22 protein-coding genes are annotated in these 24,689 nt (G+C 47.5%); 15 read left to right on the top strand and 7 right to left on the bottom strand.

Annotated elements, in window-relative coordinates:
- The first annotated feature begins 13 nt into the window (after nucleotides 1-13).
- The 6 genes from DWY55_RS08290 (at nucleotide 14) to DWY55_RS08265 (ending at nucleotide 5,914) form a co-directional block, all read left to right on the top strand.
- A complete protein-coding gene (locus DWY55_RS08290; RefSeq protein WP_016273409.1) occupies nucleotides 14-1,099 on the top strand; it encodes a 3-methyl-2-oxobutanoate dehydrogenase subunit VorB in 1,086 nt (361 codons plus the stop codon).
- On the top strand, nucleotides 1,096-1,269 hold the full coding sequence (locus DWY55_RS08285; RefSeq protein ID WP_005826603.1) for a hypothetical protein: 174 nt from the start codon (nucleotides 1,096-1,098) through the stop codon (nucleotides 1,267-1,269). The genes DWY55_RS08290 and DWY55_RS08285 overlap by 4 nt, the downstream gene beginning before the upstream one ends.
- An 11-nt stretch (nucleotides 1,270-1,280) precedes the next feature.
- On the top strand, nucleotides 1,281-2,042 hold the full coding sequence (locus DWY55_RS08280; RefSeq protein WP_005826605.1) for a thiamine pyrophosphate-dependent enzyme: 762 nt from the start codon (nucleotides 1,281-1,283) through the stop codon (nucleotides 2,040-2,042).
- A 22-nt stretch (nucleotides 2,043-2,064) separates the two neighbouring features.
- The gene (locus DWY55_RS08275) at nucleotides 2,065-2,610 is read left to right on the top strand and encodes a 2-oxoacid:acceptor oxidoreductase family protein (protein ID WP_005826606.1); all 546 of its coding nucleotides are present in this window, start codon (nucleotides 2,065-2,067) and stop codon (nucleotides 2,608-2,610) included.
- Between the two features lie 251 nt (nucleotides 2,611-2,861).
- The gene (locus tag DWY55_RS08270; RefSeq protein WP_120178059.1) at nucleotides 2,862-5,072 is read left to right on the top strand and encodes a putative porin; all 2,211 of its coding nucleotides are present in this window, start codon (nucleotides 2,862-2,864) and stop codon (nucleotides 5,070-5,072) included.
- An 11-nt stretch (nucleotides 5,073-5,083) separates the two neighbouring features.
- Nucleotides 5,084-5,914: a transporter substrate-binding domain-containing protein gene (locus DWY55_RS08265; protein WP_022402097.1), complete on the top strand. Its 831-nt coding sequence runs from the start codon at nucleotides 5,084-5,086 to the stop codon at nucleotides 5,912-5,914.
- Between the two features lie 273 nt (nucleotides 5,915-6,187).
- Here the strand turns inward: DWY55_RS08265 and DWY55_RS08260 are convergent, their stop codons facing one another.
- Nucleotides 6,188-8,113 carry an NAD(+) synthase gene (locus DWY55_RS08260; protein WP_120178058.1) on the bottom strand — a complete coding sequence of 642 codons (1,926 nt, stop codon included), beginning with the start codon at nucleotides 8,111-8,113 and terminating at the stop codon, nucleotides 6,188-6,190.
- Between the two features lie 296 nt (nucleotides 8,114-8,409).
- Between DWY55_RS08260 and DWY55_RS08255 the strand changes: the two genes are divergently transcribed.
- From DWY55_RS08255 to DWY55_RS08230, 6 genes are all read left to right on the top strand, one after another.
- Entirely contained in the window at nucleotides 8,410-8,844 is a 435-nt protein-coding gene (locus DWY55_RS08255; protein WP_120178057.1) for a Fur family transcriptional regulator, read from the top strand.
- Between the two features lie 26 nt (nucleotides 8,845-8,870).
- Entirely contained in the window at nucleotides 8,871-9,428 is a 558-nt protein-coding gene (locus DWY55_RS08250) for an NADH peroxidase (RefSeq protein ID WP_005836026.1), read from the top strand.
- A 124-nt stretch (nucleotides 9,429-9,552) separates the two neighbouring features.
- Nucleotides 9,553-10,077 (top strand): RNA polymerase sigma factor, encoded by a 525-nt coding sequence (locus tag DWY55_RS08245; protein WP_120178056.1) that lies wholly within the window; start codon nucleotides 9,553-9,555, stop codon nucleotides 10,075-10,077.
- The gene (locus tag DWY55_RS08240) at nucleotides 10,074-10,532 is read left to right on the top strand and encodes a hypothetical protein (RefSeq protein WP_005826626.1); all 459 of its coding nucleotides are present in this window, start codon (nucleotides 10,074-10,076) and stop codon (nucleotides 10,530-10,532) included. The genes DWY55_RS08245 and DWY55_RS08240 overlap by 4 nt, the downstream gene beginning before the upstream one ends.
- 12 nt (nucleotides 10,533-10,544) lie before the next feature.
- On the top strand, nucleotides 10,545-11,015 hold the full coding sequence (locus DWY55_RS08235) for a DUF4252 domain-containing protein (protein ID WP_005826627.1): 471 nt from the start codon (nucleotides 10,545-10,547) through the stop codon (nucleotides 11,013-11,015).
- Nucleotides 11,016-11,035: 20 nt separating this feature from the next.
- A complete protein-coding gene (locus DWY55_RS08230) occupies nucleotides 11,036-11,941 on the top strand; it encodes an outer membrane beta-barrel protein (RefSeq protein WP_005826629.1) in 906 nt (301 codons plus the stop codon).
- A 111-nt stretch (nucleotides 11,942-12,052) separates the two neighbouring features.
- Here DWY55_RS08230 and DWY55_RS08225 read toward each other — a convergent pair whose 3' ends face one another.
- Nucleotides 12,053-13,711 carry an OmpP1/FadL family transporter gene (locus tag DWY55_RS08225; protein WP_117588885.1) on the bottom strand — a complete coding sequence of 553 codons (1,659 nt, stop codon included), beginning with the start codon at nucleotides 13,709-13,711 and terminating at the stop codon, nucleotides 12,053-12,055.
- 36 nt (nucleotides 13,712-13,747) lie between these two features.
- Complete coding sequence (locus DWY55_RS08220; protein WP_061412054.1) at nucleotides 13,748-15,130, bottom strand: hypothetical protein; 1,383 nt, start codon at nucleotides 15,128-15,130, stop codon at nucleotides 13,748-13,750.
- A 281-nt stretch (nucleotides 15,131-15,411) separates the two neighbouring features.
- On the opposite strand from DWY55_RS08220, the gene prmA reads away from it, so the two are divergent.
- On the top strand, nucleotides 15,412-16,254 hold the full coding sequence (gene prmA, locus DWY55_RS08210; protein ID WP_117588886.1) for a 50S ribosomal protein L11 methyltransferase: 843 nt from the start codon (nucleotides 15,412-15,414) through the stop codon (nucleotides 16,252-16,254).
- 54 nt (nucleotides 16,255-16,308) lie between these two features.
- On the opposite strand, the gene DWY55_RS08205 is transcribed toward prmA, so the two are convergent.
- Together DWY55_RS08205 and DWY55_RS08200 are read right to left on the bottom strand one after the other, a co-directional pair.
- Nucleotides 16,309-17,181 (bottom strand): glycoside hydrolase family 25 protein, encoded by an 873-nt coding sequence (locus tag DWY55_RS08205; protein WP_165859513.1) that lies wholly within the window; start codon nucleotides 17,179-17,181, stop codon nucleotides 16,309-16,311.
- Between the two features lie 69 nt (nucleotides 17,182-17,250).
- The gene (locus DWY55_RS08200; protein WP_005826644.1) at nucleotides 17,251-18,897 is read right to left on the bottom strand and encodes a diphosphate--fructose-6-phosphate 1-phosphotransferase; all 1,647 of its coding nucleotides are present in this window, start codon (nucleotides 18,895-18,897) and stop codon (nucleotides 17,251-17,253) included.
- Nucleotides 18,898-19,204: 307 nt separating this feature from the next.
- On the opposite strand from DWY55_RS08200, the gene DWY55_RS08195 reads away from it, so the two are divergent.
- A complete protein-coding gene (locus DWY55_RS08195) occupies nucleotides 19,205-19,510 on the top strand; it encodes an RNA recognition motif domain-containing protein (protein ID WP_057088124.1) in 306 nt (101 codons plus the stop codon).
- A gap of 79 nt (nucleotides 19,511-19,589) precedes the next feature.
- Nucleotides 19,590-20,087 (top strand): cold-shock protein, encoded by a 498-nt coding sequence (locus DWY55_RS08190; RefSeq protein WP_005826650.1) that lies wholly within the window; start codon nucleotides 19,590-19,592, stop codon nucleotides 20,085-20,087.
- A gap of 90 nt (nucleotides 20,088-20,177) precedes the next feature.
- Here the strand turns inward: DWY55_RS08190 and DWY55_RS08185 are convergent, their stop codons facing one another.
- Both DWY55_RS08185 and DWY55_RS08180 read right to left on the bottom strand, forming a co-directional pair.
- Nucleotides 20,178-21,554 (bottom strand): efflux transporter outer membrane subunit, encoded by a 1,377-nt coding sequence (locus tag DWY55_RS08185; protein ID WP_057281794.1) that lies wholly within the window; start codon nucleotides 21,552-21,554, stop codon nucleotides 20,178-20,180.
- 17 nt (nucleotides 21,555-21,571) lie between these two features.
- Nucleotides 21,572-24,682, bottom strand: coding sequence for an efflux RND transporter permease subunit (locus DWY55_RS08180; protein ID WP_016273398.1), 3,111 nt, complete (start codon nucleotides 24,680-24,682; stop codon nucleotides 21,572-21,574).
- Nucleotides 24,683-24,689: the final 7 nt, after the last annotated feature.

Raw genomic sequence — 24,689 nt, 5'->3', positions numbered from 1 at the left:
AAATCAGTAGAATATGGCAGAAGAAGTTGTATTAATGAAAGGAAACGAAGCCATCGCCCACGCAGCCATCCGTTGCGGTGCAGACGGTTACTTCGGATATCCCATTACTCCGCAATCGGAGGTATTGGAAACTCTTGCCGAACTGAAACCCTGGGAGACGACCGGCATGGTGGTTCTTCAGGCAGAAAGTGAAGTGGCAGCTATCAATATGGTGTACGGCGGTGCCGGAAGTGGTAAAATGGTCATGACCTCCTCCTCCAGCCCCGGTGTCAGCCTAAAGCAGGAAGGTATCTCTTATCTGGCAGGTGCCGAGCTGCCTTGCTTGATTGTAAACGTTATGCGCGGCGGTCCCGGTCTGGGAACCATCCAACCGAGCCAGGCCGACTATTTCCAGACAGTAAAAGGAGGCGGCCACGGTGACTATCGTCTGATTGCCCTTGCTCCGGCTTCCGTACAAGAAATGGCAGATTTCGTAGGACTGGCATTCGAACTTGCCTTCAAATACCGTAATCCGGCAATCATCCTTGCCGACGGTGTCATCGGCCAGATGATGGAAAAAGTGGTGCTCCCGGTACAAAAGCCACGCCGCACCGATGCGGAAGTCATCGAACAATGCCCATGGGCCACTACCGGCAGAACCAATGGCCGCAAACCCAACGTCATCACCTCATTGGAACTGAAACCGGAAGAAATGGAAAAGAACAACATCCGTTTCCAGGCCAAATACAAGCAGATAGAAGAGAATGAGGTTCGCTTCGAGGAAATTCATTGCGATGATGCCGACTACCTGATTGTAGCCTTCGGCTCTATGGCACGCATCGGACAGAAAGCAATGGAGCTGGCACGCGAAGAAGGAATAAAGGTAGGTATGCTCCGCCCCATCACGTTGTGGCCGTTCCCGACCAAAGCCATTGCCGCGTATGCCGACAAGGTGAAAGGTATGCTCGTTACAGAATTGAATGCCGGACAGATGGTGGAAGATGTCCGCCTTGCCGTGAACGGTAAAGTGAAAGTGGAACATTTCGGACGCCTCGGCGGCATTGTTCCCGATCCGGATGAGATAGTAGATGCATTGAAAGAAAAACTGATTAAGAAATGAATCCTGATAAAATAAGAAACGTACTGAACATTCTCTTCATGGTACTTGCCCTGGCAGCTATCATTATATATTTTGCTGCAAAAGATGACTTCAAGCTGTTCATCTACGTCTGCGGCGCGGCGATATTCGTCAAGTTGATGGAGTTTTTCATACGGTTCACCAACAGATAGGAGAAGTGATTATGACAAAAGAAGATATTATAAAGCCCGAGAATCTGGTTGCCAAGAAACCGACTCTGATGAACGACAATCCCATGCACTACTGCCCGGGATGCAGTCACGGCGTAGTTCATAAACTCGTAGCCGAAGTTATCGAAGAAATGGGACTGGAAGACAAAGCAATAGGCATCTCCCCCGTGGGATGTGCCGTGTTCATCTATAATTATATAGACATCGACTGGCAGGAAGCCGCCCATGGACGTGCGCCCGCACTTGCCACTGCCATCAAGCGCCTTTGGCCAGACCGCCTGGTGTTCACTTACCAAGGAGACGGCGACCTGGCTTGTATCGGTACTGCCGAAACCATCCACGCCTTGAACCGCGGCGAAAACATCACCATCATCTTCATCAACAATGCCATCTATGGTATGACCGGGGGACAAATGGCTCCCACTACCCTTGTAGGCATGAAGACATCGACCAGCCCTTACGGACGTGACGTGCATCTGCACGGCTATCCGCTGAAGATGGCCGATATTGCTGCACAATTGGAAGGAACCGCTTACGTGACACGCCAAAGCGTACAGTCCGTTCCCGCCATCCGCAAAGCGAAAAAGGCTATCCGCAAAGCATTCGAGAACTCTATGGCAGGCAAAGGTTCCAACCTTGTGGAAATCGTTTCCACCTGTAACTCCGGCTGGAAGATGTCTCCTGCGAAATCCAATGAATGGATGGTAGAGAACATGTTCCCCTTCTATCCGCTGGGCGACCTGAAAGATAAATAATCATGCTAAAGACAGAAGAACAATGAAAGAAGAAATCATTATAGCAGGCTTCGGTGGACAAGGTGTATTGTCCATGGGAAAGATTTTGGCATATTCCGGACTGATGGAAGGCAAAGAGGTGACTTGGATGCCGGCTTACGGACCGGAACAACGTGGTGGTACAGCCAACGTAACAGTCATCGTAAGTGACGAGAAAATATCCTCACCTATCTTAAGCAAGTACGATGCCGCCATCATCCTGAACCAGCCGTCACTGGAGAAATTCGAAAGCAAGGTAAAACCCGGAGGCGTACTTATCTACGACGGTTACGGCATCATCAACCCGCCGACGCGTAAGGACATCCACGTTTACCGCATCAACGCCATGGATGCCGCCAATGAAATGAACAACGCCAAGGCATTCAACATGATTGTATTGGGTGGATTATTGAAAATCAAGCCGATGGTTACACTGGACAGTGTACTCAGAGGATTGAAGAAGACACTGCCCGAACGCCACCACCACTTGATACCGATGAACGAAGAAGCTATCAAGAAAGGGATGGAACTTATTCAGGAAATGAAATGAAAGGCTGTGTAAAGCCACTCCCCATAAGAGGAGGAACTTTACGCCAGAATAAGAGATAAAGGAAAACGGATAAGCCCTTGTGATATTTTATTGCAAGGGCTTATTTCATTTCAAGCCGGAAAAAGCATGGATTCAAGGGCAGAGAACCGGAAGCAGTATAGAACAAAACAGAAAACAAGACAGTTTAAAAGAAGCAAAAAAGGCTGAATTCAGTAAGCAAATAATTTTTTATTGTATCTTTGCGCCTAATTATGAGACGAATTGTACTGACATATATATTTCTGTCCGTTATAGGGATATGGGGGGCTATGGCGCAAAACACCTTAAACCCGATGAACAATCGCGACCGGTTCGGTAACCAGATTGACCCGAATACCCAGCCGGACAATCTGGAAGACAGTACCAATACTGAGATTCAAAGTCTTCCACCCAAGCTTTACATGTGGAAACTAAGTGAGACACTGGGCAACCGTACCATCATACCTGCCGACACAGCCAGCCTCAACTTCCAGAGCACCAATCTGGTGGAAGGAATGTTCGGCCATTACAACTACTTGGGAAATTTAGGTTCTCCACGCCTCTCACGTCTGTTCTTCGAACGGGAGGAAAGCGAACCTACCATCTTCATGGCTCCCTTCTCCAGTTTTTTCACACGTCCCGACCAGGTGCTTTTCACCAACAGCAACGTGCCTTACACCAATCTTACCTACTACAAAGCCGGCAGCAAAGTGAACGGTGAAGAACGCTTCAAGTCCTACTTCTCCGTCAACGTCAACAAGCAGTTGGCATTTGGCTTTAACATCGACTATCTGTACGGACGCGGTTATTACCAGAACCAGTCCACCTCGCACTTCAATGCAGGTCTGTTCGGTAGCTATATCGGCGAGAAATACCAGGTACAAGCAGTCTACAACAACTTTTTCCTGAAGATGAACGAGAACGGCGGTATTGCAGACGACCAATACATCACCCGTCCCGAAAACATGTCCGGAGGAAAGAAAGAGTACGAGTCCACCACTATTCCGGTCAAATTGGAACAGAGTTCCAACCGTAACAAGGATTTTTATATCTATCTGACACAGCGCTATCGTCTTGGTTTTACGCGGAGAGTACGGAACACACAAGAAGGCAAACCGACGGTATCCGCACCCAAAGCCTCATCCTCCCCGTCCTCTGAATCCGAAATATCCGCTTCGAACAACGACATAGCATTGCCAAACGACAGCATAGCATCAAAATCGGTCAGCACACTTGCAGCTGCCAATGACAGCCCGCCGTCTGTTTCTACCGCAGACAACGACTCACTTTTCGAAGAAGAGTTCGTCCCCGTCACCAGCTTTATCCATACCTTGAAAGTAGAGCGGTCGCGGCACCAATTCCGTTCGGGAAGCGAGCCCGAAGGATTCTTCCCGGAAGACTACAAGCTTTACAAGAATTACAGCAACGACTCCACCACGGCATTCAGTGTAAAGAACGTGTTCGGAATAGCCTTGCTGGAAGGTTTCAACAAATACGCCAAAGCCGGACTTACGGCTTATATCTCCCACAAGTTCAGCCGGTACGACCTGATGAATACGGACACACTTACCGACATGCGCCGCATCCGCTACACCGAGCAGGAAATCTTCCTGGGTGGCGAACTCGCCAAGCGCGAAGGCAAACTGCTGCACTACAACGTAAACGGTGAAGTGGGGTTGGTAGACAAAGCCATCGGGCAGTTCCGCGTCAACGCCAATCTGGACCTGAACTTCCGTCTATGGAAAGATACGGTGAACTTCTACGCCCGCGGTTATGTGAGCAACACGCTTCCTTCCTTCTACATGCGCCATTACCACTCCAACCACTACAACTGGGACAACGACAACATGGACAAGGAATTCCGTACGCGTGTGGAAGGCGAGCTGAACATTTCCCGTTGGGGAACCAATCTCCGTGCCGGCGTAGAGAATATCAAGAACTACACCTACTTCAACCAAAGCGCCCTGCCCGAACAGAACGGAGGCAACATACAAGTGCTGTCCGCCACACTGAAACAAGACTTCCGCCTCGGTGTCTTCCACCTGGACAATGAGGTGACCTGGCAGAAGACGAGCAATGAAACAGTACTTCCATTGCCCCAACTCTCGCTCTACCATAACTTCTATATACTGGCTAAACTCGCCAAGAAGGTGCTGACCGTTCAGTTGGGTGCCGATGTCCGTTACTTCACCAAGTACAACGCACCTGCCTATGCACCCGGCGTCCAGCAGTTCCATCTGCAACCTACGGACGATTTGGTGGAAATAGGCGGTTACCCCATCGTAAACGTATATGCCAACCTGCACTTGAAGCGGACGCGTATCTTTGCCATGATGTATCACGTCAACGCGGGTATGGGAAGCGCCAATTCCTTCCTGGTGCCGCACTACCCCATCAATCCGCGCTTGTTCAAAATTGGCGTCTCATGGAATTTCTATGACTAACAGATGACTGTATGACGAAAAGCAGACTGTTCAAATACGCACTTCTGGGAATTGCAGCGGCTCTCATTGCCCACTATCTCATCAAGAAAGAAGAGAAACCGAAAGGTCATCCGCGCGATTATGCCGAGATAGCTGCCGAAGGCATCATACATGCTTCGACGGAATACAACTCCATCAGTTTCTATGTGGATGATGACACCTTGTCCGGTTTCCACTACGAGCTGATAGAAGCTTTTGCACGCGACCACGGGCTGCAAGCGGCCATATCACCGGAAATGAGCTTCAACAAGCGGCTGGAAGGCCTGGCCGACGGGCAATATGACGTGATTGCTTACGGCATCCTCGCCACCAGTGAGCTGAAAGACTCCTTGCTGCTTACCACCCCTATTGTGCTGAACAAGCAAGTGCTGGTGCAACGCAAGCTTGAGAATATTTCCGACTCGTCATTATTCATCAAAAGCCAACTGGACCTGGCTGGAAAGACACTGCACGTAGTGAAAGGCTCCCCTTCCATACTACGCATCCGCAACCTGGGAAATGAGATAGGCGACACCATCTACGTTGAGGAAATAGAGAAGTACGGTTCCGAACAACTGATTGCCTTGGTAGCCCATGGAGACATCGACTATGCCGTATGCGACGAAAGCATTGCCCGTACCGCAGCCGACAGCATTCCTCAAATAGACATCAATACCGCCATCAGCTTCACGCAATTCTATTCCTGGGGGGTAAGCAAACAGTCCCCTATCCTGCTGGACAGCCTCAACACATGGCTGGATAGTTTCAAAAAGGGAAAAGAATACAAGAAAATCTACAAACGATACTACGGGAAACGAAACTAAGCTGCACTTTTCCATACACGCAGCATATCCCTACTTTTACAACTAGTTATCAATCAGCAGCTTATTACTGCAAAATCCTGCATACATTTTGCAGTGCCACTGCAAAGCCGTTGCAGTGGCACTGCACACCGATATGCAGTACGACTGCAACAGTTATGCAGTGATACTGCAACACGTTTGCAGTCGCACTGCAAAATACATGCAGCAAGAATGCAAACAAGATGCAGTCATCAAATACCCATATCGATATTACGGCATACCCGAAGTAAAGAATTAGAGTCCTTCCACCTCCCTTAGCCACATCTCCGACGAAGCATCGCTCGGCATTCTCCAATCACCGCGCGGACTCAGAGAGATACTGCCCACCTTCGGACCATCCGGCAAACAGGAACGCTTGAACTGCTGGTTGAAGAAACGACGGCAGAAAGTCTGCAACCATTTTTTGATGGTTTCTTCATCATACATCCCCTTGAATGTGTGTGCTGCCAGGAAAAATATCTTGGAAGGACGGAAACCGCAGCGCAGGAAGTAATAAAGGAAGAAGTCGTGAAGCTCATACGGCCCCACCAAATCCTCGGTAATCTGCTGGATATTACCGTTCTCATCTGCCGGAATCAGTTCCGGGCTGATGGGAGTATCCACAATATCGAGCAAGGTAGCACGTGAAGCATCGTCCATATCATGCTCTGCCACCCATTTCACCAAGTGCTTCACCAGAGTCTTGGGGACGCTGGCATTCACACCGTACATCGACATGTGATCGCCGTTGTAAGTGGCCCATCCTAAAGCAAGTTCCGAAAGGTCGCCCGTACCGATAACCATTCCCCAGGTCTGGTTGGCAATATCCATCAAGATTTGGGTACGCTCCCGTGCCTGCGCATTCTCGTAAACCACGTCGTGCACATGGACATCATGGTCTATGTCTTTGAAATGCTGTATGCAGGCCTCCTTGATACTGACTTCGCGGACAGTCACACCGAGGGAGTTCATCAGGTCGATGGCATTCGTGTAAGTACGGTCGGTCGTTCCGAATCCCGGCATGGTGACACCGACAATACCCTGGCGGGACCATCCCAACTTATCGAAAGTCTTTACGCAAACCAGCAGCGCCAGCGTAGAATCCAGTCCACCCGAAATGCCGATAACGGCACTCTTCGCTTTAGTATGCACCAGACGTTGCGCCAGTCCGGACACCTGGATGGAGAATACCTCCTCACAGCGTTCGTCCAACGCTATCCCCTGCGGAACAAATGGATGCGGTTCAAAAGTACGTGTCAGATTCAAATCCCTGCTGTTGACATACTCCGTAGAGATTCGTACCGGAAGGGCCGAAACACAATTTGCATGGCAAGCCGCGAAGGTCGTATTCACCCGGCGCTCCGTACGCAAGTGTTCCACATCAATTTCACTGATGACCACCTGCCCTTCGAAAGAGAAGCGTTCGTTTGCCGCCAGCAGAGTCCCGTTCTCATAAATCAGTCCGTTGCCGGCAAACACCACATCCGTAGTGGATTCTCCGAAACCGCATGAGCTGAATACATAACCGGCAATGCATCGTGCCGACTGCTGGCTGATGAGCGAGCGCAGATAATTGTGCTTGCCGATACCTTCATTGTCGGCCGAAAGATTGAACAAGATTTCCGCACCTTGCAGCGCCAGCGTGGAGCTGGGCGGTATGGGTGCCCACAAGTCCTCGCATATCTCCACTCCGAAAGTGGTATCCGCCGTTTCGAACAGCAGGTCTCTCCCCATCGGAATAATCTGCCCGCAAAGGCGCACACTGTTTTCTGCCACATCACATGCGGAAGTAAACCAGCGCTTCTCATAAAACTCCTTATAATTGGGAAGATAAGTCTTCGGGACAACGCCCAGCACTTTCCCTTTCTGGATGACAACCGCCGCATTCAGCAACACGCCGTTCAGTGCGACGGGCATGCCCAATATCGAGATAATATCCATCTGGCGCGTATTGTTCAGAATCTGTATCAATCCCATTTCTGCCTCTTCGAGCAGAAGTTGCTGGGCAAAGAGGTCGCCACAGGTATATCCGGTAATGCACAACTCGGGGAAAGCAATGATTTGCACACCTTTCCCGTCGGCTATAATAATCTCTTTTTCAATCTCTGAGGCATTGAACTTACAGTCAGCCACCTTGACACGGGGCACAGCCGCCGCTACTTTTACATATCCGTAATTCATAAGGATGCTATATTATTTATTCGGTGCAAAGATACGGCAAAATTCTGATTAAGAGAGATAAGAGAAAAACGTTTTCTCTATATCTGCACGAGAAACCGACTGAAGCCGGGTGCATCCTGCCTTCGCTTTTATGGCAAAAATACGGCAACCTGCCTACAAGAAGAGGAACATATATAAACAATTTTAATGACCGCAACTAAAAATTTTCCAAAAATCTTTTGGAGAATTATAGGAACTTCCTATCTTTGCAAGTGAATTAAAAATGTAATAATTACAAGTTTGAAACTTTAGATTATATGGATGTAGTAAAACGATTGCAGAATCATAATATCAAGCCTTCAGTACAGCGCATAGCCATCATGAATTACTTGATAGAGCATCGTACGCATCCCACGGTGGATGAAATCTATACGTCACTGTCTCCCTCCATACCGACACTGTCTAAAACAACGGTATACAATACCTTGAAACTACTGAGCGAGCAAGGTGCCGCACAAACCCTGACTATCGACGAGCGTAACACATGTTATGATGCCGATACCAGCCCGCACGGTCATTTCTTGTGCAAGCGTTGCGGAAAGATTTATGACTTGATGTGCAATAACAACATCAAGAAAGTGGTCGACATGGATATGGACGGGCACGATGTGCAGGAAATCCACTACTATTATAAAGGAATCTGTAAACATTGCATAGAAGAAGAACGTTTAAGAACAACAAAGAATAACTAATTCAACTAATTAAAATCTGAGAGAAAATGAAAAAATTTAGATGTACTGTATGCGGTTACGTATACGAAGGAGATGCAGCTCCCGAAAAGTGCCCATTGTGTAAAGCTCCCGCAAGCAAGTTCGTAGAAGTTGAAGAAGCAACAGCTGACGGCCCGCTGGTATTTGCCGACGAACACGTAATCGGCGTAGCCAAAGGTTGCGACGACGAAATGATTAAAGACCTGAACAACCACTTCATGGGCGAATGTACAGAAGTTGGTATGTACTTGGCAATGAGCCGCCAGGCAGACCGTGAAGGCTATCCTGAAGTTGCAGAAGCTTTCAAGCGTTACGCTTGGGAAGAAGCAGAACACGCTGCTAAATTCGCTGAACTGCTGGGTGACTGCGTATGGGACACCAAGACAAACCTCGAAAAGAGAATGAACGCAGAATCAGGTGCATGCGAAGACAAGAAGCGTATCGCTACCCGTGCCAAAGCATTGAACCTCGACGCTATCCATGACACCGTTCACGAAATGGCTAAGGACGAAGCCCGTCACGGTAAAGGTTTCGAAGGTCTGTACAACCGCTATTTCAAGAAATAATCCTATACTTTTATAGTAATGTGAAGAAAAGGGACTGCTAATGTTAGTAAGTCCCTTTTTTTATTCCAACTTTTTTCACGTTACAATGTCACGTTTGTATTTCCCATTCGTCTTATCTGTGTAAATGAAACTCAAAGAATTCAAAATAACCGTTCTTCCACTCCGTGCCAAGCTGTTGAACTATGCACGGAAGTTGACCGACGAACCGGAGGATGCAGAAGATGCCGTCCAGGAGGTACTGCTCAAGCTATGGAACAAAAGGCTTGAACTGGAGCAATACCGGAGCATCGAAGCATTTGCCATGACGTTGACGCACAACATCTGTATAGATATGTGGCGCTGCAAACGCAACGACACCCTATCTCTCGACATTGTGCAGGCGGCATCCCCCACCGGAACACCGGAACGGCTGTTGGAAATCAAAGATGAAATCCACCTGATGCACGAAATCATCGACTCGCTGCCCAATCTTCAACGCACCATCATGCGGATGAAGGACATCGAAGGATACGAAACGGACGAAATCGCCGAAATCACGGGATGCGGACCGGAAGCCATCCGCAGCAATCTGTCAAGAGCCCGGAAGAAAGTGAGAGACGTTTACCTGCGAACCATACAAGAAAGAAAAGAAAGGAGAAATGAGCCATGAAGATAGATGAACTGCTGGATAAATATTTCGAAGGGGAAACTTCCTGCGAAGAAGAGCGTGAACTGCGCCGTTTCTTTACCGAAGAGGAAGTGCCGGAGCACCTGCAAACGTACCGCCCCCTATTCGCTTATCTGAACCGGGAAGCAACTTCAATGGCAGAACCGACAGAGGAAAAATCCGTAACAACAGAATCGGCAAAGGAAGTACCCGCACAGCGGAAGCCTTTCCGTCTCTATCGCACATTCTATGCTGTCAGCGGCATTGCCGCCGGATTGCTCCTGCTTCTCGGGGTAGCTAAGATTATATTTCCGCTTTCCGGTGTTCCCGAAAATTATGTCGTCATCGACGGCCAGCGGTATACAGACGAGAAACTGGTGGAAGCCAAAGCACTAGAAGCCCTGCAGAACGCCAGCTTCACGGATGAAGATTTAAGCAACTTACTGTTTCAACACTAATATAACAAGGTTATGAAAACATCTATACTGATTTGCATACGTAGTCTGTGCCTCTTTTCCCTGCTGATTTGCCTGCCAGCCTTTGTACATGCACAAGAGAGACTGCAAATAGCCGACCTATTCAGCAAGTATGGCGAGCAAAAGGACGTGACCAGGGTAGAACTGAACGGCAGTATCCTGAAATCTTACCGCATGACTACCTACAAGAGCCTTGTGTTCAAGAATGTATCCCCCTATCGCCGGGAAATTCAGCAGGCCATTGTACACGACAAGCAAGATAACGCAAAGAAGGCGCAGGAGGTAATGGAAAGCGGTGTGCTGCGCAGCGCTTATTACCAACTGAAAGAGGTGGAACGCAATGGAAAGAAGCTGAACCGCTACATCATTTTCAAGATAGGAAAAGACTCCATGGGCACTTTGATTTACATAGAGGGTCTGCTCAGTGAAAAGGAAATGATGGATATGCTTTACAAATCGGAATAACACTAAAAACAATATACGATATGAAAACCAGAATTATGATTTTGGCCTGCCTGCTTGCTGTGCCGGCCGGCCGCATGGCAGCACAACAACAGACTGACCCTGAACAGAAAGCTACAGTACAGACACAAGGAGACTCCATCATCATCCGGAAAGGAAAAGGAGACATGCGCATCAAGGTGTACGAAGAGCAGTTGGAAGACGGAGAAAAGAAAGAAGTACAAATTTATGAAGGAGTCTATCTCGAGAAAGTGGATGCAGACAAGCGCACTTTCCTCGACGCCCTGCCATTCATCCCCAAAAAGAGAAGATACAATGCTTACGAACCGCACTGTTCCGGTCTGTATATTGGCTACAGCCGGCTGGCTAACGACTTCCTTTCCTTCGGAGCAAGCGACAAGATGGGACTCGACTTATCCAAGTCATGGGAATTCGGCTTCAACATCCTCTCCGTATATCACAACTTCAAGAAGAACCCGCATTGGGGAATCAACCTGGGAGTCAGCTGGGGATACCGTTCTTTCAATATCGACGGTAACTATGCCTTGCTGAAGGAAAACGGAACCAGCATCTTCACCGCAGGCAACGAAGACACCAGTTACAATAAAAGCCGTCTGCGCCATTTCTTCTTCCGTGTACCCGTATTGATGGAATGGCAGCAAAGAGTGGGAAGAAACAAAGTGTTCTTCAATGCCGGTCCCGAATTTGAGATACGTCACAGCGTGAAGTCATTCTCACACATCAACGGAGGCAAGAAGAAAACCGTAGGCAAAGGTATGTATGTGCAGCCCGTCGGCATAAACCTGCTGGCACAAGCCGGTTATGGTAATATCGGCATTTACCTGCGCTACTCCACATACGGATTATTCCAGAAAGACAAGGGACCGGAAGTATCTCCCTATTCATTTGGCGTGGCATGGTATCTGTAATCCCTCCCCTATAACACAAGACTCCCCGAAATGTATTTGTACATTCCGGGGAGTTCTTTTATACCCTAAGGTATTGACAATGAAAGGTTATCTGCAATGAAAATTGTTCTTCTAAAAACGCATGCCCAATGTAAATAGCACTTTACTGCGAGTGTTGGTAACTTCCGTTGTTGGCGGTGTTACCAAGCCATTTATATCATTATAAAACGGATAGAAATCAGATTTATAAGTATCGAATTTATAAGCCAAATCCGCATAAAACGAAGAAAAGCGATAACCGATACCTAAAGTGAAAGTATTCATCGATTTGCTATTGGCAAAATCCGTATCTGTATTTATAGAATTGGAAGGCAATGCCTTAATAGCATCCTTTTTATAGGCTGCAGTACTGTAATTGTAACCGGCACGCAGAGAGAAAGCAGGTATCGGCTTGTATTCTGCTCCTAAACGAAGCGTACTTACCCCCTTCATACAGAGGTCAGCCTCACCCGTTTCCCATGCCATCTCGTCACCTTCAGGATATTTGAACTTCATGCTTGAGTAGTCCTCATATTCATATTCAGCTCCCAAAGCCAGATTATTACCGACTGTATAGCCCAAACTTGCATTAAATACCCACGGGGTTTGCAGCTTAAAATCACGGTCCATATCTCTACCGCCTAATGCAGAATAAGTATCCACAGTGGTACGAGTAAGAGTTTCATCCCCAGCCTCATTCGGTAAAAACAAATCCGAAGTCAGCAACGCTCCCGTAGTATAAGTCAGTTTGTAATAAGTAGGAGTATGCACAGCCAAACCTATACGAAGCGGAGAATCCTCAATCGGCCGGAAGATGGCACCGAATTTGAAGTCGAAACCCGAACCGTGTATACGGTTAAAGCTCTCCAAAGAGTAGCCTTCCTCATAAATCTGCCCGTCGCCCTCCCATTTGTAGGCATACATTTCATCATAGAGAGAATATTTGTTGTAATCCACATCGTAAGCACCCAGAGTAACACCAAAGTAAAAACGGTCATTTATATTGAAGGAGATATTGAAATCATATTGGTCAATACCGCCACGCTCACGCGACAAGAAATAAGCATCCGCTTCGGAAGGAATATAAGGAAGATAAGTATTATAGTCCTCACTTTCTATATCCTCAAGAACAAGTGCACCTTGATACCCCATAGTCCCCAGCCATCCAGCATAATTATGTTGATAAATATCCTTGCGACCATAGTCCAAATAAGCTCCTTGATCCGGGTAATCATATTGAGGACGATGATAGAACGCATAAGCTGCATCCGTAGCCTGCTGCGCCATACTCCGCACTTGAGATACATATTGATTATCTATGCTTCCCATCAACCCCTGCATCGTCATATTCTTATAGAATGACTTTGATTTGTGGTAATTAAAACCAAAATTCACATACCGCAAAGGAGTATGATTGCCTATCTTCGAAGCTATCACAAAACCGGCATTATCAAAACTCCAGCGGTTCTTGTTCGTTTCAAATTTATTACCTACATAATTGCTTTCTGTGCCCGTCATTGAATAGCCAAAGGTAAACATAGCATCATTGCTACGATAAATACCGATACCGGCAGGATTGGTTCCTATGGTAGAAATATCACCACCCAATGCTCCCATAGCTCCGCCCATTCCGACAAAACGGGCGGTTCCATTCAATTCCTTCTGTGCAATATTCGTTGCATCATATATTGTCTGTGCCCCTGCGCCTACAGCTGTAAACATAGCAAGGGCTATCATGGTTATCTTCTTCATAATTCTTAGTCTTGTTAGATTAAAACATACTTATACTTACCGTCTTCTGGAACCACCGCCGCCACTGGAACGACTGGCACCACCGCCACCACCACTGGAGTAACTGGAACGTGAGCTACTGCCTGAAGAGAAGCTGGAAGAAGAACGGGTGCTACTGGATGAACGTACTGGAGCAGAATATGAACGACTGCTACTACGATTGTTGTCATTGGAGTAGCTGCGTGCCGGTGCGGCGCTTGAACCTCTGTTATAAGTCGATGAAGTCCTGCTACGAGTGGAAGTTCCAACAGAAGAGCGTACACCGGAAGAACGACTGCTACGAACTCCTTCTACGCTACTATTATATGAGCTACTACGCGTACTGCTTGGACGGGTGTAAGTGGAACGGCGGGTAGAAGCCGCACTCGAACGGTTTACACTTGAGCGAGTTGCAGAAGAACTTGAACGAACTGTAGACGAACTTCTTGTACCTACCACCCGACGGGTTGACGTACCGGTACTGCTACGTCTCACTTGACCGGAAGTAGTACTGCTACGACGTACAGCCTGCCCTCCATTTACAGTAGAAGAACGGCGGGAAGTAGAGGACGATACTCTGTTTCCGGCATAAGAAGAACGGCTCGGACCATAAGAACGTCTATTGGTATATGCATTTCCCCAATGGCCGCCTCCCCAATGACCACCGCCACCGGGATAATATCCGGGATGATAGTGATGGTGATGATGATGTCCCCACCAGCCACCGCCGTACCAGCCGCCCCAGCCAAAGCTCCAGCTCGGACCGTACCAGCTGTTCCATCCCCAGCCATAGTAAGGATAACCGCCCCAACCATAAGAGTTATAGCGCCAATCCCACCACAAGCGGTTGGTGAATGTAGGGAAAGCATATGCATATAATCCGTCGGTATACACGTTCCAATCCCAGGAATTCAAGCCATAGACCACATCCCAATATAGCGGGCTGCTGATGCTGATGGCATAACGGGGATTACGGAAACGGATGATACGGGTAGCATACTCGTAATCATCCTGCGAACCTTCAAATTCACCGTTCACCCATTCGCCGTCCAGGCCGTCATCTTCTTTTTCATTGATGTAAAGGGTATCGTTCTCCATCACGAAATCATTGTCGCGGGAGTCATAACGGCGGTTATATTCGTCCACATCGCGGGTGTTTCCCTTACGGTCTTTTACTACAACAGTAGTGCTTCCCGGCGATGAATAGACAGTGGTCGGTACATTCGACTTTACTACAATCTCTTCTACGGGAGCAGCGACTTTCTTCTCCTGCTTCACCTCTTCTTTTTTCTCTTCCTTATTCTTGGAAGGAGTGTAGTAAAGGTCGTCATCTATACTTTGTGCCACCAGTGTCCATGGGAGGCACAAGGCAAAAAGCGATAAAAAAACAATCTTTTTCATATTAGTTTGGTTTATGGATTTTACGTTTATCTATTTCTTCACGTCACAAAGATAACGCCGGATTTTATCCCATGCAGCAGATTTTCCCCAAAGATTTATAGGGAATTCCCTAAATACCCCGCCTTTTGACGAGGCAAGCGGCACTTCCGCATAAAAAATGAACAAGTTCATTTTATTCTGCCCTCGGTTTACATTACCTTTGCAGTGTGAAAACAAAGATACGCAGAAATAGATTTGTTCTTTAAAATCTTCTTCTGCATTTAACAAACAATCATATTCCGATGAAATATTTAGAATTTACATTCCGCACTGTTCCGTGCACAGAAATAGTCAACGATGTACTTTCCGGAGTCTTGGGTGAAGCTGGCTTTGAAAGTTTTGTTGAGCAGACCGACGGTATCACTGCCTATATACAGAAAGAGCTGTATAACGAATCTCTACTCAAAGAAGCACTTGCAGACTTCCCTCTGCCCGATACACAGATAGAATATAATTTCGTAGAAACCGAAGACAAAGACTGGAACGAGGAATGGGAGAAGAACTTCTTCCAGCCCATCGTTATCGGAGACCGTTGTGTCATTCACAGCACTTTTCACAACGATGTCCCACAAGCAGAATATGACATCGTCATCAATCCGCAAATGGCATTCGGCACAGGGCACCACGAGACAACAAGCCTCATCATAGGCGAACTGCTGGATAGTGACCTGCAAGGCAAAGCATTGCTCGATATGGGTTGTGGGACTTCCATCCTTGCCATACTGGCACGCATGCGTGGAGCCTCCCCTTGTACAGCTATCGACATAGATGAATGGTGTGTGCGCAACTCCCTCGAAAATATAGAATTGAATGGAGTGGACAATATTGCCGTATCCCAAGGCGATGCCTCCTCTCTGGAAAGCAAAGGTCCTTTTGATATGGTTATCGCCAACATCAACCGCAATATCCTCCTGGCAGATATGAAGCACTACATAGCCCGCATGAATCCCGGAGCGGAATTGTTGATGAGCGGTTTCTACATAGATGACATTCCCGTCATCCGCGAAGAAGCCGAACGCAACGGGCTGCACTTTGTCCACCATCGTGAGAAGAACCGGTGGGCGGCAGTGAAATTCCAAAAATAATAAAGGTCAATACTAAAAAGCTAAAGGTCAATATCAGGAAGCTAAAGTTGACCTTTAGCGTTCTATACAAGGAGTTTTCAACGTAAGCTCCAAAAGTTCCTCCATTGTACCATTAAAGACGTTCAAATCCACCTCTTCTTCAATACCGGGCACAGTGCCTACATCCGTGTGCTGCCAAAAGTGCCACTTGCCCTCATAACGCACGGAATCTACATAATAATGGGCTATCCAATAAGGATAAGCATTGAAAATGGAATCGCTGAGATAGCGTTTCTTGAATTTATAGGAAGTATAAAGAATAGGCTTTACGCCGTAATGCGCCTCTACCCTATCCAGCCAAGTCTTGACTGCCGTTTTAAGTTCCTGCGGTGACTGCTTGCCGGTAGTCTCCACATCAAGTACGGGAGGCAGGTCTCCCTTTGCCAGCTGCACGGTACGGATAAAGAAATCGGCTTGCTTGCGGGCATCGGTCTTAGGGATAAAATAATGATAGGCACCACGGATAAAACCGTATTTACGCGCCTGGCCGAAGTTCTGCGTAAACGTATCGTCACCATGATCGCCGCCTTCGGTAGCTTTCAGAAAAATAAAGTGAATGGGAAATTGGGCTTCTCTATTATGTGTCAGGAGTTCCCAATCTATCTTTCCCTGATAGTGGGATATGTCTATGCCATGCACCTCATAGTTGCAAGGCATACATACACCGTAACCTTTCTGACCATAACAAGGCTTCCAGCGATAAGCATAAGGACGAATGAAAAACCAGTAAAAGCCGGTAGAAAAAACAAGAATGATACAGACCGCCAAAAGATTGCGCAACCATACGGGCATGGTACGCGGCTGCATTTTCTTCTTGCTCCGCGGAGAGGAAGAACGACGAACGGCAGCAGTTCTGCGCCGGGAATTTGTGGAGGTCTTGGTTGCCATGAGTAAATGAAAAGAAAGGGCGGAATGAACCGCCCCTCCGTTTTATTGTCAACTAGTTGATGCGTCAACTTATTTAGCCTGCTCCAACTGCAAAGTCTTCGTAGCCTGGTCACAAACTTCTGTCGGACCGAAGTACTGGATAGGACCCGGATAAACATAGTCTGTTTCCATAGCCCAACGATCACGCTGAGCGGCGAATGCCTTGAACGGAGCACCGTCCAGCTTCACCAGAGCCTTCTGGATAACCGGCTTCATTTCACCGTGGCGACGTTCCATGTTCATCATCATAGTGATGGGCACACCGCCTGCAATCCATTCTTCGGCAGGAGCAGTAGTGTTGCGTACAGAAGACATGTAACCGGTCTTTCCGTTAGCAATCAATGCAGATGCTGCATAACCCAAAGAGTAGCAGTAGTCAGCGTCGAAGTTTGACGGAGCAGCGCAACGTCCTTCGTAACCGAAGAAGTGGTGCTGTGCAGCAAACTTGCCTACGAACTTGCCCTCTTCTTTCCACTGAGCCAGCTTAGTGCCAACCATTTCGGACAGCAACTTTTCTGTTTCAATCAGAGATACCTGTACGTTTCCGTGCGGGTCGCGGTCCAGAGACAACTGGCGAGCCACGCCTTCGGGCAAGCTTGCGTAGATGGCCGCATTCTCCGGAGAGAGTTTACGGATGATATAATCGCGTTGGTGAGATTTCTTAATTTGAGCAAACTCTTCTGCATTGGCAGCAAGGAAGTCGTTCAACTCAGCAATTAGACGCTTCATGGCCGGGATGAATTCAACCAATCCTTCGGGGATAAGAACCGTACCGAAGTTGTTACCCTGGGCTGCACGTTCGGCAACGACCTTGGCAATGCTGGTCACGATGTCGTCCAAAGACATATCCTTAGCTTCAACCTCTTCAGAGATGATACACATATTGGGCTGTACCTGCAATGCACATTCCAAAGCGATATGAGAAGCAGAACGTCCCATCAGCTTGATGAAGTGCCAGTATTTACGGGCAGAGTTACAGTCACGTTGGATGTTGCCGATTACTTCAGAGTAAGTCTTGCAAGCCGTATCGAAACCGAAAGAAGTTTCAATCATATCATTCTTCAAGTCACCGTCGATGGTCTTGGGGCAACCTATTACCTGCACGCCATAATTCTTGGCAGCATAGTATTCAGCCAGTACGCAAGCATTGGTGTTGGAGTCATCGCCACCGATGATTACCAGTGCCTTGATGCCGAGTTCCTTCAGGATTTCATAACCTTTCTCAAACTGTTCTTCCTTTTCCAGCTTGGTACGGCCCGAACCGATGATGTCAAAGCCGCCCGTATTGCGGTATTCATCAATGATGTCAGCAGTCAGTTCCATATAATTATGGTCAACCAAGCCGCCAGGGCCCAGAATAAAGCCATACAATTTGCTGTCTTTGTTCAGCTTCTTGATACCGTCGAAAATACCGGAAATCACATTGTGACCGCCAGGAGCCTGTCCACCGGAAAGGATAACACCCACGTTCATTGCGGGGAAGTTAACCACCTCATCGGTAGTTTCAAACTTAATCAAAGGCATTCCGTACGTGTTGGGGAACAATTTCTTGATTTCTTCCTGGTCAGCAACAGACTGAGTAGCTGCGCCTTCTGCAGCCTTAACAGTTCCTTTCAGCGCTTTCGGAAGTTTGGGCTGATAGGCAGCCCTTGCAATTTGCAATGCACTTTTAGTCATTTCTCTTAATTATTTAAAGGTGTTAGTAAAGTTCCGTTTAAAAGCGTCGCAAATTTCGCTTTTTTTCGTAAGATATGCAAACGAGAGGCCGAAATAATGTATAAAATGACATTTATCGTTTTTTATCCTAAAATAAAAAGGAGAAGAAAGCAATTAACTGATTTATTGTGTTATCTTTGCCGCAAAGTTTGAGTTACGAGTCGTTATCGCATTGTTCTTCTTTTAATATACAACTATTATTAGGCGGTCTCTTCCATAATTATTCTCCATACTCCAATTTAATAATTACAATTAATTAAAATTTCAAATGAACATTTACATTTCAGGTTTAAACTTCAGCACAACAGACGCTGATTTGAGCGATTTATTTTCAGAGTACGGAGAAGTTTCTTCTGCAAGAATCATTACAGACAGAGAAACAAGAAGATCCAGAGGTTTCGGTTTCGTAGAAATGCCGGACGATGCAGCAGGCCAAAAAGCCATTGACGAATTGAACGGTGCTGAATTTGACCACAAACAAATCTCGGTAAACGTGGCACGCCCCCGCGAAGAAAGACCTTCCAATGGCGGCAATCGCGACAGAAGAGGCGGTTACAACTCCAGAAGATATTAATATTCTTAACTACTGACAAGAGCAGGAGGTGTTGTAACAATGCCCCCTGCTTTTTTTATAACTCAATAAATAAAAATACATGGCCAAATCCATCTCCGCAGACAAGCGTGAAAATGAAAAGAAAAGACTCGCCCGACGAGCTGAAAAACAAAAAAAGAAAGAAGAAAAAAAACTATCCAACAAAGCCAATAGCTTTGAAGATATGATTGCCTATGTTGACGAAAACGGCATGATAACCTCTACTCCTCCGGCAGAAAACACTCCCAAAGAAGAAATAAAGCTGGAAGAAATCGTCATATCAACTCCCAAAAAAGACAAGGAAGAACCGGTCATCCGCAGAGGACGTATCGAGTTTTTCAATGAATCGAAAGGCTTCGGCTTCATCAAGGACTTATCCGGGGTCGAAAAATACTTTTTCCACATTAACAATGTGCTGACAGATATAGCAGAAAACAATATTGTGACGTTCGACCTCGAACGTGGCCTTAAAGGCATGAATGCTGTAAACGTAGCTCTTGAAGTAGAAAAGGCAAAGGAAAAGAAAGAAAACAAGGAGACTCTAAATACAGAATCCTAGATGAAATAAGCCAATTATAGAACAAGGGCGTGTATATACCATCAAATATTTCGGTACATACACGCCCTTGCTATCTTCTTTAATCACACGTCATTCGGTTTGCCAGCCACCCCCCAATGCCTTATAGACATTTACCATGGCAATAAGTTCGTCGCGGATGGCATTGCTCACCCCTATTTGGGCATCGAAATAACCACGCTGGGCATCGAGCACATCCATATAATTGATGACGCCGTTGATGTATTGCAACTGTGCCAAATCCACATATCCCTTGGCAGAACGTTCAAGTTTGGCACGCAGTTGGTAGACCTCCTTTATCTTATTGAAATCTACAATGGCATTCTTCGCTTCCTTAAAAGCATTCAGCACTGTCTTTTCATAGCTATGCACTTCGGCTTCAAAAGAAGCCTTCTGTGCATTCAATGCAGCACGGTTCTTTCCCCAACCGAAAAGTGGTGCCAAGACTGCCCCATTCAATAAGGAATAGGGAGATTCCAGGAAATTGGATAACACATCACTTTCCAATCCAAATTGTCCGGTCAGGGCCAAACGGGGGAACATATTGGTATAAGCAACTTTCACTCTGGCATGTTCAGCCCTCAACTGCTGCTCTGCCACACGGACATCGGGGCGACGTTCCAACAAATCGGAAGGCAGACCTACCGGTAAGAACTCCGGCACATCCAGTTCCTGCAGAAAATTGACACGCTTGATACGGGTAGGGAATTCCCCCACAAGGAAGGATATATCATTTTCTTTCAGAGAGATACGGCGTTCCAAATCCGGAACAAGAGTAGCCGTACGAGCCAACTCCACTTGAGCCTGTTGATAAGAGGTCTCCGAGGTCAGCCCTCCTTCAAAACGGATACGCGCCAAGCGCACTCCCTCTTCACGCGCCTTTTGTGTCTGGCGCACAATCTCCAGTTCCGTATCAAGGGCTACCAGCTCATAATAAGCCTGCGCCACTTCGGCAACGATGGTCATGCGCAACGCACGCTGCGCCTCCACACTTTGCAAATATTCGGCCACAGCAGCCACTTTCTTCCATCTCAAGTTTCCCCAAAGGTCCAGTTCCCAAGAGAGCAACGCCTTGGCTTCGTAAGTATTGCCTACATCACGGCTATGACCACCGTAATTCTCCACCTCGCGCTCAGCCTCCACCTTTCCGGTGAGCTGCGGCAGAAGGTTGGCAACACTGATACGTTTTTGGGCAGCCATCTCCTTGACACGGGAAGCTGCAATCAGCATGTCTTTGTTATATTCCAGAGCACGGTCTATCAAAGCACGCAGCGTGCTGTCCGTATAAACTGCCTGCCACTGTTCATCGGCTACGCTCATGCTATCCTGCTGCTGTGCCAGGCTATCCGGCAATGCCATCTCCGGACGCACATAGCTCTTGCCCACCTTGCATGAGGTAAGGGCAAACATACTCAGCAACAAAATAATATATATGTTCTTTCTTTTCATAAACGTTGTCTTTAAAATCAGTCTTTCTTAATCTTATGCTGCACTTTGGCTTTTGTCTTGTATACCAGGACAAAGAAGAACGGTACAAGCACAATACCGAATACAATGGCAAATATCATTCCGAAGAAAACACCCGTACCGATGGCCTGACGGCTCGCCGAGCCCGGTCCGCTTGCCAACACCATAGGAAGCATTCCCAATACAAAGGCGAGGGAAGTCATCAGGATAGGCCGGAAACGGAGTTGGGCAGCATGGATGGCAGACTGTATCAAGTCTCCTCCCTTGTCAACCTGCACCTTGGCAAACTCCACAATCAAAATGGCATTCTTTGCCGCAAGCCCCACCAGCATCACCAAGCCGATTTGGAAATAAATATCATTCTCCAATCCGCATATCACAACGCCCAGATAGGCACCCAAAGCGGCAACCGGCAGTGAAAGCAATACAGCGATAGGCACCGTCCAACTTTCATATTGCGCAGCCAAAAAGAGGAATACGAAAAGGAATACCAGCGTAAGCACAAGACCCGTCTGTCCTCCCGCCTTCTTTTCCTGATAGGAAAGGCCACTCCACTCCAGACCGATATTGTCCGGCAAGTGGTCACGTGCAATCTGCTCCATAATCTCCATTGCCTGGCCGGAACTGTAGCCTTGTGCCGCAGAACCGCGGATGACGGCAGTGGTAAACATATTGAAACGCTTGATACTGCCCGGACCGGTGGTATAAGAGGCATTTCCCAAGGAAGTAAGCGGCACCATCACTCCGTCCTTTGCCTTTACAAAGAACAAGTTGATATTGTCCTTATGCTCACGATAAGGAGCCTCGGCCTGGATATACACCTTATATATACGGTTGAACATATTGAAGTCATTCACATATACTGAACCGGTATAGGCCTTCATGGTAGAGAATACATCCGCCAGGGGCACACCCAGCATTTTCACCTTATCACGGTCCACATCAAAATAAAGTTGCGGTATTTCAGACTGCAAGGATGATGAAAGCCCCGTCAGCTCCTTATGCTTCTGGGCATAATACATCAGCGTATCTGCCGCCTGCACCAAGTTGTCAAACGTCGCCTCTCCACGCGCCTCAAGCTGCATTTCGAAACCTCCCGAGGTACCCAATCCCGGAATGACCGGAGGCGTGGAAAGATAGACCTTGCATTCGGGATATTCCTTCAAATCCTGCTCCACATTCTCCATTATCTTATCGATGGAAATCCCCTTACGCTCTTCCCACGGTTTCAGAATAACCGTCAGCTCACTGCGTGCCTGGTTGCTACCCACACGGGGGCTGCTACCCGTCACGTTCTGCACATAGGCCACATAGGGATTCTTCTCCAAGTATTGCACGGCACGGTCGGTCACCACACGGGTTCGCTCCAAAGTAGCACCTTCCGGCAACTCCAACTCTATCTTAAAATAGCCCTGGTCTTCTACCGGCAGGAAGCTGGTAGGCACCAACCGGTGGATAATGAAAATGGCAACCAGTACCAGGCCGAACGCACTCATCAAGCGGCGGGGATTCCTGATGACCCGGTTAATGACAGCCACGTATTTGTGATTGCCCAAGTTCAGCCATTCATTGATTTTGCGGAAAACTATGTTCTTTTTCTTTCCACTGTCGGGCTTCAATATGAGCGAACACATGACGGGACTAAGCGTCAGGGCCACTACCGTAGAAAGCAATACGGAAACGGCGATAGTAATGGTAAACTGACGGTATAACTGTCCGGTGATTCCGCTCAAGAAACTTACCGGCACAAACACGGCACAGAGCACCAATGATGTGGCAATCAAGGCACTTGCCAATCCGTTCATCGCCTTTTTGGTAGCTTCATACGGGCTCAATTTCTCCGTCTCCATAAGATGTTCTACATTCTCCACCACCACAATGGCATCATCCACCACAATACCGATGGCGAGAATCAATCCAAGCAAAGTCAGTATGTTCAGAGAGAAACCGAAAATAAGCATGAAACCGAAGGTACCAATCAGGGAAATAGGTACCGCAACAATCGGTATCACCGTCGCACGCCAACTTTGCAAGGATAGAAATACAACCAGCACCACCAGAATCAGCGCTTCGAACAACGTCTTGTACACTTCGTGAATGGATTCGGAAATATAAGTCGTCATGTCGAAGGGAATCTCATAACTCATCCCCTCAGGGAAATTTGCACTGATTTCCTCCATAGCAGCCTTTACGCTCTTTGCAACTTCCATTGCATTGGCCCCGGGAAGCATATAGATACCGAGAACGGCAGCATTCTCACCGTTGATGCCACTCTCTGTGCTATATGAAGATGCTTCCAATGAAACACGCGCCACATCGCGCAGACGGATAATGGAACCGTTGGCATTGGCACGGACCACAATGTCCTCAAACTGCTTTGCCGAACTTAAACGTCCCTGGGTAGTGATAGGGATAGTAATGTCGAGTCCCTTCACCGGCTGTTGTCCCAAAACACCCGCAGCAGACTCACGGTTCTGGTCCTTCAGGGCATTCTGCAAATCCTGCACCGTCAGTCCGAAGTTGGCAAGTTTGTCGGGCAACGCCCATATCTGCATGGCATAGTAGCGGCTACCGATGTTGGAAACACGTCCCACACCGGGGATACGGCGCAACAAGTCGAGTACATTGATAGTAGCAAAGTTACTCAAATAAATTTCGTCGAACTTCGGGTCACTGGAAGTCAGACAGATAGTCATCAATTGGCTGGGAGCCTGCTTTTCCACAGAAATACCGTTCTGAATCACTTCGGCTGGCAAACGGCTCTCCGCCAGTTTCACACGGTTCTGTATTTCTACGGCAGCCAAATCCGGGTCGGCAGACACGTCGAAAGTGACCGTAGCTGAAAATCCTCCGGAATTAGAACTGTTGGACTCCATGTACAGCATACCGGGAGTACCGTTTATCTCTTGCTCGATAGGGGTTGCCACCGCCTGCGAAACAGTCAATGCACTGGCTCCCGGATAGGAAGCACTGATTTTCACTACGGGAGGCGTTATCTGCGGATATTGGTCTACCGGCAGCATGGTCAGGCCAATGATACCGACAATTACAATCACAATCGATATCACCGCCGAGAATACCGGGCGGTCTATAAAGAAACTTACTTTCATAACATCA

The organism is Bacteroides sp. AF25-38AC (assembly GCF_003602995.1).
GTDB classification, from domain to species: domain Bacteria; phylum Bacteroidota; class Bacteroidia; order Bacteroidales; family Bacteroidaceae; genus Bacteroides; species Bacteroides uniformis.
This window is presented reverse-complemented; position numbering and strand designations above follow the sequence as displayed.

Bases quoted from the DNA above. Each gene is read 5' to 3' on its own strand.
- DWY55_RS08290 (WP_016273409.1), top strand. From the start codon at position 14: ATGGCAGAAGAAGTTGTATTAATGAAAGGAAACGAAGCCATCGCCCAC.
- DWY55_RS08285 (WP_005826603.1), top strand. From the start codon at position 1,096: ATGAATCCTGATAAAATAAGAAACGTACTGAACATTCTCTTCATGGTA.
- DWY55_RS08280 (WP_005826605.1), top strand. From the start codon at position 1,281: ATGACAAAAGAAGATATTATAAAGCCCGAGAATCTGGTTGCCAAGAAA.
- DWY55_RS08275 (WP_005826606.1), top strand. From the start codon at position 2,065: ATGAAAGAAGAAATCATTATAGCAGGCTTCGGTGGACAAGGTGTATTG.
- DWY55_RS08270 (WP_120178059.1), top strand. From the start codon at position 2,862: ATGAGACGAATTGTACTGACATATATATTTCTGTCCGTTATAGGGATA.
- DWY55_RS08265 (WP_022402097.1), top strand. From the start codon at position 5,084: ATGACGAAAAGCAGACTGTTCAAATACGCACTTCTGGGAATTGCAGCG.
- DWY55_RS08260 (WP_120178058.1), bottom strand. From the start codon at position 8,113: ATGAATTACGGATATGTAAAAGTAGCGGCGGCTGTGCCCCGTGTCAAG.
- DWY55_RS08255 (WP_120178057.1), top strand. From the start codon at position 8,410: ATGGATGTAGTAAAACGATTGCAGAATCATAATATCAAGCCTTCAGTA.
- DWY55_RS08250 (WP_005836026.1), top strand. From the start codon at position 8,871: ATGAAAAAATTTAGATGTACTGTATGCGGTTACGTATACGAAGGAGAT.
- DWY55_RS08245 (WP_120178056.1), top strand. From the start codon at position 9,553: ATGAAACTCAAAGAATTCAAAATAACCGTTCTTCCACTCCGTGCCAAG.
- DWY55_RS08240 (WP_005826626.1), top strand. From the start codon at position 10,074: ATGAAGATAGATGAACTGCTGGATAAATATTTCGAAGGGGAAACTTCC.
- DWY55_RS08235 (WP_005826627.1), top strand. From the start codon at position 10,545: ATGAAAACATCTATACTGATTTGCATACGTAGTCTGTGCCTCTTTTCC.
- DWY55_RS08230 (WP_005826629.1), top strand. From the start codon at position 11,036: ATGAAAACCAGAATTATGATTTTGGCCTGCCTGCTTGCTGTGCCGGCC.
- DWY55_RS08225 (WP_117588885.1), bottom strand. From the start codon at position 13,711: ATGAAGAAGATAACCATGATAGCCCTTGCTATGTTTACAGCTGTAGGC.
- DWY55_RS08220 (WP_061412054.1), bottom strand. From the start codon at position 15,130: ATGAAAAAGATTGTTTTTTTATCGCTTTTTGCCTTGTGCCTCCCATGG.
- prmA (WP_117588886.1), top strand. From the start codon at position 15,412: ATGAAATATTTAGAATTTACATTCCGCACTGTTCCGTGCACAGAAATA.
- DWY55_RS08205 (WP_165859513.1), bottom strand. From the start codon at position 17,181: ATGGCAACCAAGACCTCCACAAATTCCCGGCGCAGAACTGCTGCCGTT.
- DWY55_RS08200 (WP_005826644.1), bottom strand. From the start codon at position 18,897: ATGACTAAAAGTGCATTGCAAATTGCAAGGGCTGCCTATCAGCCCAAA.
- DWY55_RS08195 (WP_057088124.1), top strand. From the start codon at position 19,205: ATGAACATTTACATTTCAGGTTTAAACTTCAGCACAACAGACGCTGAT.
- DWY55_RS08190 (WP_005826650.1), top strand. From the start codon at position 19,590: ATGGCCAAATCCATCTCCGCAGACAAGCGTGAAAATGAAAAGAAAAGA.
- DWY55_RS08185 (WP_057281794.1), bottom strand. From the start codon at position 21,554: ATGAAAAGAAAGAACATATATATTATTTTGTTGCTGAGTATGTTTGCC.
- DWY55_RS08180 (WP_016273398.1), bottom strand. From the start codon at position 24,682: ATGAAAGTAAGTTTCTTTATAGACCGCCCGGTATTCTCGGCGGTGATA.